Annotated in this window: 18 protein-coding genes; 13 read left to right on the top strand and 5 right to left on the bottom strand. The window is 33.8% G+C overall.

The features are described 5' to 3' along the window. Nucleotides 1–334: 334 nt before the first annotated feature. Nucleotides 335–2,062 (top strand): M14 family metallopeptidase, encoded by a 1,728-nt coding sequence (locus OZP10_RS18025; RefSeq protein ID WP_281632102.1) that lies wholly within the window; start codon nt 335–337, stop codon nt 2,060–2,062. A 427-nt stretch (nt 2,063–2,489) separates the two neighbouring features. On the opposite strand, the gene OZP10_RS18020 is transcribed toward OZP10_RS18025, so the two are convergent. Next, nucleotides 2,490–2,885, bottom strand: coding sequence for a hypothetical protein (locus OZP10_RS18020; RefSeq protein WP_281632101.1), 396 nt, complete (start codon nt 2,883–2,885; stop codon nt 2,490–2,492). Beyond that, nucleotides 2,882–4,054, bottom strand: coding sequence for a hypothetical protein (locus OZP10_RS18015; protein ID WP_281632100.1), 1,173 nt, complete (start codon nt 4,052–4,054; stop codon nt 2,882–2,884). The genes OZP10_RS18020 and OZP10_RS18015 overlap by 4 nt, the downstream gene beginning before the upstream one ends. A 1,055-nt stretch (nt 4,055–5,109) precedes the next feature. On the opposite strand from OZP10_RS18015, the gene OZP10_RS18010 reads away from it, so the two are divergent. Continuing rightward, nucleotides 5,110–5,340, top strand: coding sequence for a DUF4287 domain-containing protein (locus tag OZP10_RS18010; protein ID WP_281632099.1), 231 nt, complete (start codon nt 5,110–5,112; stop codon nt 5,338–5,340). A gap of 185 nt (nt 5,341–5,525) precedes the next feature. On the opposite strand, the gene OZP10_RS18005 is transcribed toward OZP10_RS18010, so the two are convergent. After that, nucleotides 5,526–6,188 (bottom strand): NUDIX hydrolase, encoded by a 663-nt coding sequence (locus OZP10_RS18005; RefSeq protein ID WP_281632098.1) that lies wholly within the window; start codon nt 6,186–6,188, stop codon nt 5,526–5,528. Nucleotides 6,189–6,195: 7 nt separating this feature from the next. On the opposite strand from OZP10_RS18005, the gene pyrE reads away from it, so the two are divergent. Both pyrE and OZP10_RS17995 read left to right on the top strand, forming a co-directional pair. Beyond that, entirely contained in the window at nt 6,196–6,840 is a 645-nt protein-coding gene (gene pyrE, locus OZP10_RS18000; RefSeq protein ID WP_281632097.1) for an orotate phosphoribosyltransferase, read from the top strand. 142 nt (nt 6,841–6,982) lie between these two features. Further along, entirely contained in the window at nt 6,983–7,375 is a 393-nt protein-coding gene (locus OZP10_RS17995; protein ID WP_111283220.1) for an SRPBCC family protein, read from the top strand. A 195-nt stretch (nt 7,376–7,570) separates the two neighbouring features. Here OZP10_RS17995 and OZP10_RS17990 read toward each other — a convergent pair whose 3' ends face one another. Then, nucleotides 7,571–8,299: a biotin--[acetyl-CoA-carboxylase] ligase gene (locus OZP10_RS17990; protein ID WP_281632096.1), complete on the bottom strand. Its 729-nt coding sequence runs from the start codon at nt 8,297–8,299 to the stop codon at nt 7,571–7,573. A gap of 92 nt (nt 8,300–8,391) precedes the next feature. Between OZP10_RS17990 and rsfS the strand changes: the two genes are divergently transcribed. The 8 genes from rsfS to OZP10_RS17950 all read left to right on the top strand — a co-directional run bounded on the left by rsfS (nt 8,392) and on the right by OZP10_RS17950 (nt 15,143). Continuing rightward, nucleotides 8,392–8,763 (top strand): ribosome silencing factor, encoded by a 372-nt coding sequence (gene rsfS, locus OZP10_RS17985; protein ID WP_177210090.1) that lies wholly within the window; start codon nt 8,392–8,394, stop codon nt 8,761–8,763. Nucleotides 8,764–8,778: 15 nt separating this feature from the next. Further along, nucleotides 8,779–10,704 carry an ATP-dependent zinc metalloprotease FtsH gene (gene ftsH / locus OZP10_RS17980; RefSeq protein ID WP_177210091.1) on the top strand — a complete coding sequence of 642 codons (1,926 nt, stop codon included), beginning with the start codon at nt 8,779–8,781 and terminating at the stop codon, nt 10,702–10,704. A 116-nt stretch (nt 10,705–10,820) separates the two neighbouring features. Continuing rightward, the gene (locus OZP10_RS17975; RefSeq protein WP_281632095.1) at nt 10,821–11,426 is read left to right on the top strand and encodes a lactate utilization protein B/C; all 606 of its coding nucleotides are present in this window, start codon (nt 10,821–10,823) and stop codon (nt 11,424–11,426) included. A 1-nt stretch (nt 11,427) separates the two neighbouring features. Next, nucleotides 11,428–12,318, top strand: coding sequence for a phosphatidate cytidylyltransferase (locus OZP10_RS17970; RefSeq protein ID WP_177210093.1), 891 nt, complete (start codon nt 11,428–11,430; stop codon nt 12,316–12,318). Then, nucleotides 12,308–12,961, top strand: coding sequence for a phosphatidylserine decarboxylase family protein (locus OZP10_RS17965; protein WP_281632094.1), 654 nt, complete (start codon nt 12,308–12,310; stop codon nt 12,959–12,961). Before OZP10_RS17970 ends, OZP10_RS17965 begins: the two co-directional genes overlap by 11 nt. After that, the gene (locus OZP10_RS17960; protein WP_177210095.1) at nt 12,962–13,231 is read left to right on the top strand and encodes an acyl-CoA-binding protein; all 270 of its coding nucleotides are present in this window, start codon (nt 12,962–12,964) and stop codon (nt 13,229–13,231) included. A 7-nt stretch (nt 13,232–13,238) separates the two neighbouring features. Further along, nucleotides 13,239–14,018, top strand: coding sequence for a superoxide dismutase (locus tag OZP10_RS17955; protein ID WP_177210096.1), 780 nt, complete (start codon nt 13,239–13,241; stop codon nt 14,016–14,018). 66 nt (nt 14,019–14,084) lie between these two features. Further along, nucleotides 14,085–15,143 (top strand): glycoside hydrolase family 130 protein, encoded by a 1,059-nt coding sequence (locus OZP10_RS17950; protein WP_281632093.1) that lies wholly within the window; start codon nt 14,085–14,087, stop codon nt 15,141–15,143. Between the two features lie 58 nt (nt 15,144–15,201). On the opposite strand, the gene OZP10_RS17945 is transcribed toward OZP10_RS17950, so the two are convergent. Further along, entirely contained in the window at nt 15,202–17,073 is a 1,872-nt protein-coding gene (locus tag OZP10_RS17945; protein ID WP_281632092.1) for an alpha-amylase family protein, read from the bottom strand. A 285-nt stretch (nt 17,074–17,358) separates the two neighbouring features. Between OZP10_RS17945 and OZP10_RS17940 the strand changes: the two genes are divergently transcribed. Then, nucleotides 17,359–19,038: an OstA-like protein gene (locus tag OZP10_RS17940; protein ID WP_281632091.1), complete on the top strand. Its 1,680-nt coding sequence runs from the start codon at nt 17,359–17,361 to the stop codon at nt 19,036–19,038. The last annotated feature ends 78 nt before the right edge of the window (nt 19,039–19,116 follow it).

The following is a 19,116-nucleotide window of genomic DNA, read 5'->3' as shown; positions in this document are numbered from 1 at the left end:
AGTAGGGAAAGTTTTTTAACCGCAAAGCACGCAAAGGTTTACGCAAAGTTCACAAAGTTTATGTACAAAGCTTTGCGAACTTTGCGTTTTATAAAACACATACACAAAAAGCCTTGCGTACTTTGCGGTTAAAAAACACAAATCATGTCAAAGATTTAAGAAAAGTTCACAAAGTTTATGTTCAAAGCTTTGCGAACTTTGCGTTTTTACAAAACCTCAAAGACAAAAAACTTTGCGCGCTTTGCGGTTAAAAAAACACAAAGTACATGAAACCTGAAACTTGAAACCTGAAACAAATAAAACTATTATATTTGACCATCAAAAAACCAAAACCATGAAACTTTTTACATTTCTCTTTTCACTTTTCACCATCACTATTTCCGCTCAAAACAATAAGAAATACGATACCTTTTTTGAGAAAGGAAACGGAAATCAATCTGCTTCGTATCAGGAAACTATCGCTTACTGGAAGATGCTTGCTGCTGATTTCCCAACGATTCAAATGAAAGAAATGGGACTGACAGATTCTGGTGAACCTTTGCACATGATTACCTTTAATCCTGACAAGGAATTTGATTTTGATAAAATTCAGAAAACGAAAGCGGTTCTATTTGTAAATAACGGAATCCACGCTGGAGAACCTGACGGAATCGATGCCACAATGCAATTCTACAGAGATTTGGCGACAGGAAAAATGAAAGCTCCAAAAAATACCGTTTTGGTTACCATTCCAGTTTATAATATTGGTGGTGCTTTAAACCGAAATTCGACAACTCGCGCGAATCAGGACGGACCAGAAATTTATGGTTTTAGAGGAAATGCGAGAAACTACGATTTGAATCGTGATTTAATGAAATCGGATACTCGAAATACAAAAAGTTTCGTGGAGATTTTCCAGAAAATAAATGCCGATGTTTTTATCGATAATCATGTAAGTAACGGTTCTGATTATCAATACAAACTGACATATATCATGACACAGCATAATAAATTGGGAACAGTTTTGGGCGATTTTATGAATAACGAAATGATGCCGGCTTTGGTAAAAGATCTTCAGAAAAAGAAGATCGAAACTACGCCTTATGTCGATTCATTTAGAGATACACCAGACAAAGGTTTTGGTCAGTTTGTAGATAGTCCGCGATATACAACTGGTTATACTTCGCTGTTTAATACGATTGGTTTTGTAGTCGAAACACACATGCTGAAAAAATATGCCGAACGTGTAAAAATGACCTACGAATACATGAAAACCACTTTGGATTTTACCGATGCTAATTATCAAAAAATTAAAGATTTAAGAATAAAGAATTTGGAGCAATATCAGCCTAAAAAATCATACACTTTAAAATGGGAATTAGACAGTACAAAAGCGACCACTTTTTCATTTTTAGGATATGAAGCAGGTTACAAAAAAAGTGACGCTACAACGGGAAATCGTTTGTATTATGACCGAAACAAACCTTATAAAAAAGACGTTCCGTACATTAAAGAATTTAAATCGGTTAAAGAAGTCGTGATTCCTACGGCTTATATTGTTCCAAGAGGATATTGGAATATTATTGATCTTTTGAAAAACAATAATATCTCGTTTAAACCAATTAAAAACGATACGATTATAGAAGTCGAAAGCTACAGAATTACCGATTTCAAAACCGTTCCGTCTGCTTACGAAGGGCATTATTTGCATAGAAACACAACCGTAACTTCTAAAATCGTTAAAATGGCTTTTGCCAAAGGAGATTATATCGTGCCAACCAACCAAAAAGGCGTAAAATATCTTGTAGAAGCTTTTGAACCAGAAGGCGTTGATTCGTTCTTTAACTGGAATTTCTTCGATCCTATTTTACAGCAAAAAGAACATTACTCAGAATATATTTTTGAAGATACTGCTGGACAGCTTTTCAAAGAAAATCCATCTCTAAAAGCAGAATTAGAAGCTAAAAAACAAAACGACCGCGAGTTTGCTAAAAGTTCGCAAGCGCAATTGGATTGGATTTATAAGCATTCAGTTTATTACGAAAAGGCGCATATGCAGTATCCTGTTAATCGTGTGCTTTAGTTTTTTTTAACCGCAAAATTTTTTAAAATAAAAAACCTCGAAAATACATTCGAGGTTTTAATCAATAAAGAAAAAATATTCTAACTTTTCTTTTCTTTAGTTCGTTTATAAAAGTAAACGACACTGCTAATTATCAAAAGAATTAGTATTGGATAAAAATAATTTATAACGTAATATGTGTCACCAATATTTAAGTTAAAATAGTAATCAGAGAAGTAAAAAAAAACAAAAAGCGCGATGCCAATTGTTAAGAACATTAAAAATCTATTCTTCATTCTTGTTATTATTAAATTATTAAAAAAGCATTAAACATCTTAAAATAGCCAAAACCAGCTTCTTAATCTTAAAAAGCTGATAAGTTCTAACATATAACTAAGCATTTGATTTAAATTGTGTTCGCATCAAAACGCTTATGCTAGCAAAAAATTTAAGACACTTTGATATCCGGTTTTTGTTTTTTCACTATTGTTATGAGGTAAACCGATGATATTACAAACACGGTTAAAGGGAGTAAAAAAGCAATATTTATTCTGTGATAATTGTATATTAGACCTGTAATGAAAACTAGAATAAGCAATAAAATTATAAAACTGCCCAGCAAAATTTTATAATTTTTGCTTCTTAAAAATAAAACAAGCAGTCCAGATGTAGGAATGGTTATTAGCCCCTGCCAAAGAATTGACGTTGTGTTATTAAAGAGGTCATACAAAAACTGGCAGAAATATATAATAAGAAGAATAAAATTTGGAACCCCATTCTCTTGAACACCAAAAGTAACTAAAAAACTTATTATGGCGATTAATTTTAAAACTTTCAGATTCATAAACATGATTTTATTGTTTTAGGAGCATTAAATGATCCCGTGATATAATTTGGAAGGCTCTGTAATATAACTGCAGTGGTATCTGGATTATCCAAAGATCCACTGGTGGAAACACCAGCAATATTTAGCACATCAGTGGCAAAATCGGCACAGTTGTGAAAACTTATATCATAATTGTCGGATTGATATGTCTGTGAGAGCGTTATAATCAGGTTCAATTGCGCTCCAGTAATTGTCATACTCGCAGCTACGTTGTAATGAGCATTTCCATTATCCCCCATAATTCCTTGCCCAGTCACGGAACCTAATAACTTTTTAGGGTAATAGCCGTAAACCGCAGAATTGGTCCCTTGCGATACGCCTATGAATGCATGCCCGACTCCATTACCCTCCCACATTGTTTCCGCATAAACAGTAAGCTTTGCCGATTTAGAAACATCTAAGCACTTCAGAAAATCTTTTATGTCACTAATTGGCACCTTGGGAGGAGGAGGCATCGTCGTATTTTGTCCTCCTGAGCTACTGCTTCCACCACCACCTCCTGTAGTTACCCCACCTCCAATTGTTGGGTCTTCACCACCTCCACCATCACAATACAGTAATCTAATAGGCGTAAAACTTCCATCATCTTTCCAATATCCAAAAAAGGTACAATCTAAATTTACTTCACGCATTTTGGAGGTCGCCCCGAGCTGAACGCCTTTGCCATCTATATATTTTAATGACGAAACAACATTATCTTTTAAGTCTTGCTTAAAAATTTTACCACTAAAATTATTTGGCGCTCCATAATAAACAGAACTTTTACCAAAACTACTATAATTCTCATCGTCAGCAAAAATTTGAATGTAATATGCTTTGAACTTTTTCTGTCCATCTTTTACAAAAACTAAACGATGACTGTCATTTTGTAATGTTGCATTTTCATTTGAAGTGCTTAATTTTTCTTTGAGTGTAAAAGGCACTTCAATTACCTCTCCATCCTTGCCGTCTGATACTATGGCATTTTCCCACTGCAAATTGTCAATATACTGCAGAATGGAAGCATTGTATTCTGATTCGTGATTATTGAACCAACTTCTTGCTTCTGCAGTTGGCCCGCCATTTGGGTTACTAGTGCTGTCTTCAGAGGTACAGCTTGTCATTAAAAGGATGCATACTAAAAGCATGCCGCCTATTAGGCTTGTAAATTTTTTCATAACAATGCGTTTAAATAGTTTAATTCCTACAAACTTAAACTTTATTTTAAAATATTAAGAAAAAACTTATATAATTTTCATAAAATTTAATAAACCATCCAGTACAGCACGACTGTAATGTTCATGAATATAACCTCAAACTACTTTAATGCAAAAAGATCACAAGCAAGACACTTGTGCCAACAAAGATTCACATCAAAACGCTCATGCTAGCAAAAAAATTAAGACACTTTGATATCCGGTTTTTGTTTTTTCACCATTACTATGACGTAAACCGATGATATTACAAACACGGTTAAAGGGAGTAAAAAAGCACTGTGCATGTTCTGGTAATTAATTCTTAGTCCTGCAACGTAAAACTGATAAACCAATAACACTATAAAACAGCCCAACAGAACTTTATAATTCCTACTTATTAAAAACAAAAAAAGCACAAAAAATACAGGAATAATTGACAACCCTTCCCAAAATATTCGAAACGCTATGCTACTAAAAACGTCGTGCCAAAATTGGTAGAAATAAATCAGTAGTAGAGCAATAGTTGGCACCCCATTTTCTTGAAGCCCGAAGATTAATAGAAAAGAAAACATTGCGATGAATCTTGTAACTTTTAAATTTATTGACATGTTTAGTTTATTTTTCCGTGGCAAAATACACTAATAAACTAAAAAACAAAGAAAAAACTTATAAAAATTACAAGGGTTATTAGTGAAATTCAAAATTTTATTATTTACTTTATAATTATAAAAACAGAAACCTTTAGATATTATGAATGCAGTTATAAAAGATTACGATTATTCGTTGATGGCTTGGCAATTTTTTTGTTTACTTTTTGGAATAGCAATACTTTATTTGCTGTACAAAGTTTATAAAAGAGTTAAATAAGTTATATCGATAAAATAAATAGTCCTCGAATGCACTAGAACTATTTTATGAAAAAGCTGAACTAAACAAATTAAAAAACCGAATACTAATCCTACTTTAAATTTGTATTTTCGTTTTACTTAACTTCTAACTTATATTTTATGTCATTTCAAGGATACCTAAAAACGATCAAAGAAAAAACAGGAAATGGTCCTGCTGAGTTTAGAACTTTGGCAGAACAAAAAGGTTTTACTGCAAACGGTGAGTTAAAACCCGAAGTAAAAGCTGGAGATATTGTAAACTGGCTTAAAAATGATTTCGCCTTAGGGCAAGGTCATGCAATGGCAATTTATGCTTTGCTTAAAGACATTAAAAACGAGGATAGCGAATAAAAAAGTTCTCACTAAAACAAAATAAACTTTTAAAGACGAGTGCCCGCGTGAGGGATAGAAGCAAGCTACCGAAGTAGCGCGGATAGCCCGACAGCAATAAAAAAAAGACCCAATGAACGCAAAGTTGATTGGGTCTTTTTTTTATTGGTGGCACGTCCAAATGATTGATTTCTAATTTAAAAACTTTAAATATCTTTTATTTTAGAATCTGGTCCTGATCTATAAGCAATTGGCGCTGCCATTTTTTCTTTTGGATTTTTTTCTTCTTCGAATAACAATTTGATGTTTTCGTAGGAGTTTTTAAGTGCTTCTTTGATTTGTTCTGGGTTTAACCACGCTACTTTTTCTATTCCTTCTTCGATTTGTCCGTTTGGTGTTCCTTCAAAATCGGAGAACATTTCGAACCAATGCGTAATTTTAAGTTTGTATTTTCCGTTGCGTTTAAAGATGTGATAGGTTTTTTGAAGTTTATTCGTAATACGAAGCTGGTTTACTCCTGTCTCCTCCTCTACCTCACGCATAGCCGTCGCTTCAATGTCTTCCCCCTTCTCGATTCCGCCTTTTGGCAAGTCCCATTTTCCGTTTCTAAAGATAAACAAGACTTCGCCTTTCTTATTGTAGACAAAACCTCCGCCTGCTTTATTCACGGGAATCTTGGCTTTAAGGGTTTTCATTATCTCACTTTCGTCGGGATGATATAGAATGGCTTTTTGAATTTTATTTTGAAAAATTTTTATAATAAGCTGTTCTATATCAATACTCTCCAACAAGAACAATTGGAAATCTGTTTCACGCGAGATTTCATTTGTCAAAAAAAGTGGTTTGTCGTTTACAAAAACTTTATACATTTGTACTATGATTTTTAATAAAGATACTGCCGAAAAAACAGCCGAATTGCTTTTGCAAATAAATGCAATTAAATTGAATCCCGAAAATCCTTTTACATGGGCTTCTGGTTGGAAATCTCCTATTTACTGCGATAATAGGTTAATTCTTTCATTTCCGAGCATCAGAAACTATGTTCGTGATGAGTTTGCTAAAAACATCGAAAAACAATTTGGAAAACCTGATGTGATTGCTGGTGTCGCTACTGGAGCCATTGGAGTTGGAATTTTGGTTGCCGAAAGTTTAGGTCTTCCGTTCGTATATGTGCGTCCGGAACCAAAAAAACACGGTAGACAAAACCAAGTGGAAGGTTTTTTACAAAAAGGACAAAATGTTGTGGTTGTGGAAGATTTAATTAGTACTGGAAAAAGTAGTTTATTGGCTGTTGAAGCTTTAAGAGACGAAGGTGCTAATGTTAAAGGTATGGCAGCCGTATTTACTTATGGTTTTGGTGTTGCCGAAGCAAACTTTAAAGAAGCTAATGTTGATTTATTCACCTTAAGCAACTACGAAAACCTATTAGATTTAGCAGTTCAAAAACAATATATCACAGAAGATCAGCAATCTACTTTGCAAGAATGGAGCGTAAGCCCATCTACTTGGGGACAGGAATAAGATTTTAGATTTTCTAAAAATCGCTCTGCTCTTTTTTTTAATTTTAGCTTTGCGAACTTAAATAAAGTCAAAGTAACATAAAAAACCTTGCGTCTTTGCGGTAAAAAAACATTTGCGGTAAAACAAAAAAACAAAAAACAATATGAACTTAGAAAGTCCAAAAGTTACTGTTCAGAAATCAGCTCAAGATTTATTCGATCAATTGACTGACGTGAAGAATTTCGAAAAATTAATGCCAGACAATATTGCTAAATTTGAAGTGACTGGCGAAGACGCTTTTATTTTTGGATTGAAAGGGATGCCTGAAATCAAATTAAAAATGAAAGATAAAGTAGCGCCAAACAAAATTGTTTTGGGTGCTGCAAGTGATAAACTTCCGTTTACACTAACTTCAAACATTGACACTGTTTCTGATTCAGAAAGTGCTGTTCAGTTATTTTTTGAAGGCGAATTCAACGCTATGATGGCGATGATGGTTAAAGGTCCAATTAGTAAGTTTATTGAAACTTTAGCAAACAATATGAACAAGCTTTAATAATGGTAAATTATTAATTGTGAATTATAAATGAAAATGTCCGACTATTGTTGGACATTTTTTTTTATGCTCTCGCAAAGTCGCTAAGACGCAAAGATTTTTTTAAGATTAAAACATTAATAACTTAGCGTCTTAGCGACTTTGCGAGATTAAAATAAAAAACTAAGAATCTCAGCATTTCAGAACCTTAGCATCTTAGTAAAGCATTTTCACCTCCTTAATCTCAAACTCTGCAACAGAATCATCCTCTAGCAAAAGTTGCAGTTTTCCAATTGGAGAAACGCCTTGAATGATTCCCATAAAGTCCTGGCTGTTATTGTCTCTAAACGCTGTTGGAATTCCTTTTTTAAATAAAAAATTGAAATAGTCATCCCAGAAAGTTTGTGATGAGGTATTCCAAGATTGAATTTTCTCTTTTAACTTTTCAACAATTAAAATAGCTAATTCTTCTTTATCAAAAGATTTACCCGCGATTACTGCCATAGAAGAAGCAATTGGCAATTCGGTAAAATCGGTTTGATTGACATTGATTCCGATTCCAGCAACTGACACGATTCTGCCATCGCTTTTTAAGGTATTTTCGATTAATATGCCAACCAATTTCTTATTGTATGACAGAATGTCGTTTGGCCATTTAATACAAATATCAGGAATATTTAATGTTTTTAAAACCTCTGCAACAGATAAAGATACAATGAGACTTAAATTGAAAACTTCTTCATTGCTAAAGAGAAAATCTTTCACCAAGACACTCATAGTTAAGTTCTTACCCGCTTCAGTCTTCCATACGCCACCTACTTGCCCTTTGCCTTTTGTCTGATTTTCAGCTGTTACCGTTGTAAAATTCTCCAGTTCATCTTGACTTGACAAAGCTTTTAAGAAGTCGTTTGTAGAATCTATGGCATCGAGTTTGATTAGTTTCATTAAATAATTTAAATATCTTAGTTTAATATTTTGTTAAGGTTCAAAAATAATCACAAAATTTGGTAACTTTACAAATTCATATAAAATAATTCATGGCGAAAAAGACTGTTAATAATGATGTTCTACTGGCGAACATAATCAAAGGGATTGAGGAAGTAAAAGGAAATGATATCGATATTCTTGACTTAAGAGAAATAGATACTGCTGTATGCGACTATTTTGTTATTTGCAACGGTAGCTCAAACACCCAAGTAAACGCCATCGTAAACTCAATTCAAAAAATTGTATCAAAAGACTTAAAAGATAAACCTTGGCACGTAGAAGGAACCGATAACGCAGAATGGGTTTTAATGGACTATGTACATATTGTAGTACACGTTTTCCAAAAACACATTCGCGAATATTACAACATCGAAAGCCTTTGGGGCGATGCCAAAATAACTTCAATCGAGAACAAATACTAAAGAAACTTTCATTAAATGGCTAAAGATAATAATCCAAATCCGAATAAATTTAAAATAAGTCCTTGGTTAATATACACCGCAATACTTTTAGTTTTTTTATTCATAAGTTTTGCCACAGGAGGATCAAGCTTAAGCGAACCTGCTCAATTAACTTCTTCTAAATTCAACACCCTTCTAGAAAAAGGACAAATTGAAAAAGTAATTGTTTACAACAAAGCAGAAGCTGAGGTATACTTGAATGCTGCGGCTCTTAAAGACCCAGCAAACAAAAAAGTTGCTGAAGATATTTTCAAACAGCCAAACAAAGGTCCACATTATACTTTGGAAATTGGTAATGATCAAATCTTTCAGACTAAATTAGAAAAAGCAGTTAGTGAAGGAAAACTGAAAGACTTCAACTTTCTTCAAAAAAATAACTGGAGCGATATTTTAATTAGCTTACTTCCTATCATCATCATTGTTGGTGTATGGATTTTCATTATGCGTAAAATGTCTGGCGGAGGCGCTGGCGGAGGCGGACAGATTTTCAATATCGGAAAATCTAAAGCTAAATTGTTTGATGAAAAAACAGACATTAAAACTACATTTAAAGATGTTGCAGGTTTAGAAGGAGCTAAAGAAGAAATTCAGGAAATCGTAGAATTCCTTAAAAACCCAGAAAAATACACAAATCTTGGAGGTAAAATCCCGAAAGGAGCTTTATTGGTAGGGCCTCCGGGAACTGGTAAAACTTTATTGGCAAAAGCAGTTGCTGGTGAAGCGCAAGTACCTTTCTTCTCTTTATCAGGTTCAGATTTCGTAGAAATGTTCGTAGGAGTTGGTGCTTCACGTGTACGTGACTTATTCAAACAAGCTAAAGAAAAATCTCCTGCTATCATTTTCATTGATGAGATTGATGCCGTTGGTAGAGCGAGAGGAAAAAGCAATATGTCTGGCGGAAACGACGAAAGAGAAAATACTTTGAACCAATTACTAACAGAAATGGACGGTTTTGGCACAAACTCTAACGTAATTGTTTTGGCAGCTACCAATAGAGCTGACGTTCTAGACAAAGCTTTAATGCGTGCAGGACGTTTTGACAGACAAATTTTTGTTGACTTACCAGACATTCGCGAAAGAGCTGAAATTTTCAAAGTACACTTAGCTCCAATCAAAAAAGTTGAAGGTCTAGATTTAGATTTCTTAGCAAAACAAACTCCAGGTTTCTCTGGTGCTGATATTGCCAATGTTTGTAACGAAGCCGCTCTTATTGCTGCTCGTAACAACAAAGCTGCAGTTGACAGACAAGATTTCCTTGATGCTGTTGATAGAATTATTGGTGGTCTTGAAAAGAAAAACAAAATCATTACTCCAGACGAAAAAAGAGCAATTGCAATTCACGAAGCTGGTCACGCTACTGTAAGCTGGATGTTGGAACACGCTGCACCACTTATTAAAGTAACAATTGTTCCTCGTGGACAAAGTTTAGGAGCTGCATGGTATTTACCAGAAGAGAGACAAATCGTTAGAACAGATCAAATGTTAGACGAAATGTGTGCTACTATGGGAGGTAGAGCTGCTGAAAAAGTAACTTTTGACAGAATTTCGACTGGCGCATTAAGCGACTTAGAAAAAGTAACTCGTCAAGCTCGTGCAATGGTAACTATTTACGGATTGAATGATAAAATCGGAAATGTTACCTATTACGATTCAACTGGACAAAGCGAATACAACTTCTCTAAACCATATTCTGATGAGACTGCAAAAATTATTGACAAAGAAATTTCTGAGTTAATTGAAGGTCAATATCAGAGAGCAATTCAGATTTTAGAAGAAAACAAAGATAAGTTAAACCAACTTGCTGATATTCTGATTGAAAAAGAAGTAATCTTTAAAGATGACTTAGAAAACATATTCGGAAAACGTACTTTTGACAAAAATTTAGAAGAAGTAGTTTCATAAGTAATTACGAAATACGTAATAATTTTTTAAAATCTTAATTCAAAACATCCTTTTGAATTAAGATTTTTTTATCTTTGAACGTTTTCAATTAACATGTAAAGCATTTCATATAAAAAATGAATTTTTTCAAAAAAATATTTGGCTCTAGTGAAGCCGCTTCTGACGAAGAGAACGAAAGCGAATATGCGGGAACTTCTGCGCAGAACAGTCATTTATCTTTAGACGAGCAATTTATTTTCAATTTCAAAAAAAATGGAGGTAAATTTTTGTACTGCGAAAACACAGGAGAACTTTCTGAACAGTTTGAAAACATTTTAGAAGAAAACGACTGGTTTGAACAAGAAGTTTTATGCTATGAACCTGCTTTATTTGGTTTACTAGACGAAAACAAACTTTTTTACAGTGCACCAACCAAGCCAAGGTTCTTATTAGCAAGCTGCGAAAACCTTATTGCCGATGAAGGTTCTATCTTATTTTCGTCTAGACAAATTAAACAAAACAAACCAAACGAATTACCCGCAAATATTGTCATAATAGCCACTACCAGCCAAATCCTTCCTATGAAAAGTGACGGATTAAGTGCAATAAAACATAAATACGAAAGGGACTATCCTACTAATATCACTACCATAAAATATTTCGAAAAAGCGAAAGAAGAAGATTTTACACAATACGGAAGTGTTGCTAAAAACCTTTATTTATTGCTTTTAGAAGATCTTTAAGATGAACGAAACACTGAAGAGAACCATTTCTGGTGCTGTTTATATCGCTTTATTATTAACTTCAATATTGTTTTCTACTGAAAGCTTCATTACTCTTTTTGGCGTTTTCTTAATTATTACGATATATGAATTTTCTAATATAGTAAACCTGAATAAAGTGTTTTCTATACTTTTTGGAATTCTGATTTATTCGACCACTATTCTAGTAAGTCATTACAATAAACAGACAAGCAAATTCTTAAACGATACTTTTAATTCCAACATAAACCTTGAAGTTAACATTAAACAATTAGACTTAATTCTTCTTGCTGTTACTATAGTTGTATCTATAAAATGTATCATATTCTTATTTTATGATTCTATTCAGAAAATAAGCACTTCTTCAAAGTATTTATATCTCCTTGGATATATTACGCTTCCATTTATTTTTATTGTAAAAATCTCTTTTGGAACAAATGATTATAATCCGAAAATCATCTTAGGATTATTTGTTTTAATCTGGACCAACGATACTTTTGCCTATCTAGTTGGAAAATCAATGGGAAAACACAAATTATTCGAGAGAGTTTCTCCTAAAAAAACAATCGAAGGTTTTCTTGGCGGGGTTGTTTTTGCAGCTTTTGCCGGATTTTTGATTTCTAAACTCTACATTCAGCCTAAACCTGAGTTTAGCAACACATCGATCTTAATTTGGACGATTATCGCATTAATTGTGAGTATTTTTGGCACTATTGGAGATTTAATAGAATCCAAATTTAAGCGAATTGCTGGCATAAAAGACAGCGGTTCGATAATGCCAGGCCACGGAGGCATTTTAGATCGATTAGATAGTGTTATATTTGTAGCACCAATTATATTTTTATTTTATCAAATTTTATATTATGTTTCATAAAGAGGGAGGCCCGTCCATTTTATTAGGTACTGTATTTACTGTAGCTGTACTTTTAATTGCTGAAAGATTTATAGATATCAATTGGCTTAGAATGCTTGTTCAAATTGCAGCGCTTGTAATTTTGATTATTATTTTACAATTCTTCAGAAACCCGAAGAGAATTGCAGTTAGAAACAGTGATCATATCCTAGCTCCAGTTGATGGAAAAGTGGTGGTGATCGAAGAAGTTTATGAAGGAGAATATTTTAAAGATAAACGCATACAGGTTTCTATTTTTATGTCGCCAATCAATGTGCACGTAACACGTTATGCAATGGATGGTATTATTAAATTTAGTAAATATCACCCTGGTAAATTCTTAGTGGCTTGGCACCCAAAAGCGAGTGAAGAAAACGAAAGAACTACTGTAGTAATCGAAAACGAAACTTTTGGCGCTGTTCTATACAGACAAATCGCAGGAGCTTTGGCTCGCCGAATTGTAAACTACGCTAAAGAAGGAATGCAAGTTGTGCAAGGAACTGATGCTGGTTTTATTAAATTTGGTTCAAGAGTAGATTTATTTTTACCTTTAGGTACACCAATCAATGTTGAGTTGAATCAAAAAGCGATTGGAGGAAAAACAATTATTGCTACAAAAGCATAAATGGCCGATAAAGATTTAGATATTCGCTTCGCTAAAGCCGTAGAAGCTGCTATGACAATGACTCAGGCTTCGCTGCCACAAGATGTGCAGTTAAGACTTTACGCTTTTTACAAACAAGCTACTTTTGGCACAGCAGTCTACAATCAATCTGAAAATTTTGATTTGCGAAATGCTTTTAAAACCAATGCTTGGATGCAGATTAGCCATATGTCTGTAGACGAAGCCAAAGAAAATTATATCGAAATCATCAATTCATTAACATCAAAATAAAAACATTATGAAGAAAAACGTTGTTCTTTTCAGCACTTTAGCTTCATTTTTACTATTATTTTCCTGTAAAGAAGATAAGTTGGTTGAAGTAGTTGAAGTTCCTCTTCCAACAAAAGAAGAAAAAATAACTATTGGTTCACCAAATGATGTTAAAGCCGATCCCGGTTCTTTTGAAATGACAAAACTGCCATTTAATTATGATGCACTTGCGCCAGACATTAGAACTCTGACTTTAGAGACTCATTATTCTAAACATTATCTATCATACACCAACGCTTTTAATAAAGAAATTGTATCGACTGAGTTTGAGAATATGCCTATTGAAGACATTTTAAAGAAAATGCCTCTAACTAATTTAAAACTTCGTCAGAATGCAGGTGGATACTACAATCATACTTTGTATTTTAACATTCTTACTCCAAAAGAGCAGACTCCAAAAGATACTCTCGCAGGTTCTATTGATAAAGAATTTGGTTCTTTTAATAATCTGACAAATCAATTTAAAGCACAGTCAGAAAAACAATTTGGTTCTGGATGGGTTTGGTTAGTTGTGGACCGTTATGGCAAATTACAAATTACCACAACAGACAATCAAGATAATCCGTTAATGAAAAACGCCTTGATTCCAGGAACTCCAATTATGGGAATTGATCTTTGGGAACATGCCTATTATTTAGATTATCAAAATCGAAAAGGCAGTTATATTGACGCCTTTTACAATCATATAAATTGGGAGAAAGTAAACGAATATTACGTTGAAGCACTCAAAAAGGTTAAAAAAGTATAGAAAAAAAGCTGATACAAGTAAGTATCAGCTTTTTTTTTATACCTTTTAGGTACTTAAACGAAGATCATGAAAGATATTGCCAATCGTTTTACAGAAAATCCTTTATTGTCGCCATCTGATATACCACCCAGCAGAGAAGGTTTAGAAATTACCTGTCTGTTGAATCCTGGCGTGTTTCAGTTTCAAAATAAAACATGGCTGGCAGTACGTGTTGCAGAAAGACCAAAACAAGCTGAAAACATTATCTCGTTTCCAATCTTAACAGAAGCAGGAACAATTCAAATTATCGAAATTTTAAAAGATCATCCTGAACTTATTGCAACAGATGCTCGAGTAATTAATTATCAAGGAATTGACTACTTAACTACTTTATCTCATATTCGATTATTGTGTAGTGAAGACGGAAAACGGTTTTATGAACCTGAAAATTATCCGCATTTGGTTGGCGAAGGAATATTAGAAACTTTTGGGATCGAAGATTGTCGTGTCTCTCTCATTGAAGGAAAATATTATCTCACTTTTACATCTGTCTCTCCTAGTGGTGTTGCCGTTGGCTTGAGAACTACTACAGATTGGAAGAATTTTCAAAAACACGGATTAATATTTCCTCCCCATAATAAAGATTGCGCCATTTTTGAAGAGAAAATCAATGGTCTATTTTACGCCTTACATCGCCCAAGCAGCGTAGACATTGGTGGAAATTATATTTGGATTGCTTCTTCTCCAGATGGCATTCATTGGGGAAATCATAAATGTATTGTAAAAACTAGAAAAGAAAGCTGGGACAGCAAAAGAGTTGGTGCTGGAGCTGCTCCTATAAAAACAGAATTGGGCTGGCTTGAAATTTATCACGGAGCCAATGAATTTCACCAGTATTGTCTAGGTGCTTTTTTAATGGATTTAGAAGACCCTACAAAAGTTATTTCAAGAACAGAAACACCGATTATGTTTCCAAAAACAAGTTATGAATTAAGTGGTTTCTTTGGAAACGTGGTTTTTACAAACGGTCATATTGTCGAACCAGACGGCGACACACTAACTGTTTATTACGGCGCTTCAGACGAATTTGTCTGTGGCGCAACATTTTCTATTAGAGAGATTTTTTCTTTGCAAAAAAAGGTCTAAAAACAAAAAACTTGCTTAGTCAATTCTAAACAAGTTTTTTCTATGATCTCAAGTATTTTTATTTCAATTCCAAAATCAAAGATTCTGAAGGCTGAATCGAAATTGTAGCCTCACCTGCTCCATTTTGCACCTTTAACATAAAAGTTTTATTCTGATACAATTGATCTTTCATTTGATATTCTCCATCTTTCAAATTCCATTTAGAAATAAGCGATGAAGGGACTTTTAGATTGAATTCACTTCCTTTTTCAGAAGAAAAATTCGCAATTACAATCAATTTTTGGTTTTCAGACCAGCGTGCATAAGAATAAAGCAACGCATCATAACCTTCATTGTTTTGTCGGTTTACGGTTTGAATTTCTTCAAAACTTCCCATTAAAGCACTGCTATTAATCGTAAAATTCAATAAGCGTTTGTAAAAATCACGAAGCTGTTTTTCAGGTTCAGAAAGCTGTCCTCCATCAAATTTACCATCATTCATCCAACGCTGATGATTTGGAACTCCGATATAATCAAAAATTGATGTTCTTGAGCGTTTTCCAAAACCTGCATCTTCATTTCCGGCCTCTCCTACTTCTTGTCCGAAATAAATCATTGTTGGAGAAGTGCTAATTGTCGCCGAAACCACCATTAAAGGTTTTCCTCTCTCTGGAGTTTCTGCAAATTCAGGACTTGCTAAACGCTGTTCATCATGATTATCCAAAAAATGCAGCATATGATGCTCGATATCTGCCATTCCGTTTTGGATTTTAGTTAATTCGTCTGGCGAAGATTTTCCGCGAATTACATCTTTCAGCTTATCATACGTTTCGACTTTATCATACAAATAATCCATTTTTCCTAAACGAATGTAATTGCGATACTCATTCGGATTATAAACTTCAGCCAATAAAAATGCATTTGGGTTTTTCGTTTTAATGGAAGAATTCATATAACTCCAAAATTCATACGGAACCATTTCTGCCATATCGTAACGGAATCCATCTACACCTTTTGCTGTCCAATACAACGCAATGTCCCTAAACTTTTTCCAAGAATTGGGAACATCTTTATCTTGCCAAAAAGCAAAATGTTCTTCATACGATTTCTGGTCAAAACCAGCAGGAAGTTCAGGAAAATCTTTAGTGCTATCTGGACGCACTCCGTAGTTTACTTTTACCGTTTCGTACCAGTCGTTTTGGTCAGGTTTAATTTTACGAGAACCATTTCCTGTCCATTTTGCAGGGTTTTCGTCAAATTTCCCATCAATAAGCACATTTTTTTCTCCGTTTAACGGAATATCTCCGTCGGGAATTTCAAAATGTTGCTGCGGAATATAATAGAAATTATTATCTCGTTTATATTCAACCAAAACATCATCATCTGCACCAAAATCTTTTACGCCTTCTGGATTCGATTTTCCTTCATATTTTCTGGCAATGTGATTTGGAACAATATCGATAATCACTTTCAAACCGGCATTATGAGTACGTTTGATTAAAGCTTCAAACTCTTCTAATCGTTTTGCAGGATTTACAGCCAAATCTGGATTTACATTATAATAATCTTTTACAGCATAAGGAGAACCAGCGCGGCCTTTTACTACTTCCGGATCATCATTTGAAATTCCGTAAGCTGTATAATCGCGTACTAAAGCATGATGCGGAACTCCGGTATACCAAATATAGGTAACCCCTAAATCTTTTATTTCATGAAGCGCTTTATCTGTAAAATCATTAAACTTCCCTACTCCATTTTCTTCAATTGTTCCCCATGGTTTATTGTTTGTATTTTTATTTCCAAATAGGCGTGTAAAAACTTGATACACTACAACTTTTCTATCAGTTACAGTTTGCTCTTTTGCAGTACTCATTTTTAGATCTTTTGTTTTACAGGCCGAAAAAAGTATAGCTAATGTGATTCCGGCTGCAATTATTTTTTTACTTATCATATATTTTGGGCTATTCTTATCTTGTCTCTTTAATTTTGATACCAAAAAGCATCAGAACAATTTTCTAAAAATAGCTCATTTTTTAAAATCCCGAAAACGATTTATCTAATTTACACCCTTTTCTGCTTAAAATACAACTACTACAACGTGAGAGTTAGAGATTTTGTTGAAAAATTAAATCACATCCAAATTCAACATTAGACTGTTAATGACTAATTATAAATTAATGCTAATAACCGCCACAGGTTCTAACCTTTTTTATAAATTTGACAAAAATTTAATCAGTTGAAGAAATCACTCTTTTTCATATTTATTTGCCTGTCTTTTTTAAGCGTTCAATTTACTTTCGCGCAAGCAAAAAAACCTGCACAATCTCCAAAAACAATCGTCATCGAGAATGCTGACTTTTCTGACGTGGATCAAGTTAATGTACCTGATGCGCTTTTACTTACTGGAAATGTAAAAGTAAACCATGATGGAGTTGTTTTAACTTGCAACAAAGCCTATTTTTTTCAAAAAGAGAATTATTTAAAAGCATTCGGAAATGTACAATTGGTACAGGGAGATACTTTGTTTTTAAATAGTAAATACGCAGAGTATAGCGGTAATGAAAAAAAAGCTTTTGCAACAGGAAATGCAGTTCTAACTTCACCTGATGCTACTTTACAGACTGATACTATTAATTTTGATAGAAATATTCAAGAAGCATTTTACAATACAAAAGGAACGATTGTAAACAAAGACAATACTTTGGTCAGCAAATCGGGAAGGTATTTTGTAAAAGAAAAGAAGTTTCAGTTTTTAACCGAAGTTACCATTACGAATCCGAAATATGTAATTAAATCCAATCATTTGGATTATTACAGTAATTCCGGACATACTTATCTTCTTGGACCTTCGACTATTACCAGTAAAGCCAATTACATCTATACCGAAAAAGGTTTTTACGATACAAAGAAAAACTTAGCGCATTTTCTTCGAAAATCGTACATCAAATATGACGATAGGCGGATAGAAGGCGATAGTTTATACTACAATCGAAATACCGAATTTGCTTCAGCAACACGAAATGTAAAAATTACCGATTCTATTAACAAAGGAATTGTAAAAGGGCATTACGCAGAACTTTACAAACTGAAAGATTCCATGTTTGTAACCAAAAGAGCTGTTGCTGTAAATCTAGTTGAAAATGATTCGGTTTACATTCACGGACAAAAATTAATGGTTACAGGTAAAGAAGGAGAAAGAATCCTTAGAGCTTTTAAAAATGTTCGCTTCTATAAAACAGACATGAGCGGTAAATGCGATTCTATTCATTCGAATTCTAAAACTGCCTTGACAAAATTGATTGGAAATCCGATTCTTTGGAATGGTGACAACCAAATTACTGGTGATTTAATGCACTTAATTGGCGACAATAAAACAAGAAAAATTGATTCTTTGAAAGTTCTAAACAATACTTTTGTCTTATCTAAGGACACGCTCGGAACTGGTTTTAATCAAGTCAAGGGACTAAATTTGTTTGGCAAATTTCGGGATGGGAAACTTCATGATGTTGATGTCATTAAAAACACCGAAGTAATTTATTATATGCGGAACGATGCCCATGAACTAATCGGAATTAATAAAAATGTCAGCAGTAAAATCAATATGATATTGGAAAACAATGCTATTGAAACGATTACGTTCTTCAATAAAGTCGACGGAGATATTTTTCCTGAGGATGAACTTCCCGAAAACGCACGTAAACTGCGAGGCATGAATTGGCGTGGAGACGAAAGAATAAAGTCGAAAGATGACATTTTTACTGCCGAAGAAAATGAAATGAATGAGAAACTGATTAAACAGGGTAAAGACGAAGAAGAAAAAGGTAAAAATGTTCCTCTGAAAGTCAGGAAGGAAACCTTGAATTACGATAAGAAAAACCCAGCAGCTAAGACAGACACGAAAGCTAAAAGCAAGTAGTTTTCAGTCGCAGTCACAGTTTACAGTGCTTTACGATTGTTTAAACCACAAAGTTAACTTAAGCGTAAAGTAAAAAAA

It is taken from the genome of Flavobacterium luteolum, assembly GCF_027111275.1.
GTDB lineage: Bacteria > Bacteroidota > Bacteroidia > Flavobacteriales > Flavobacteriaceae > Flavobacterium > Flavobacterium luteolum.
This window is presented reverse-complemented; position numbering and strand designations above follow the sequence as displayed.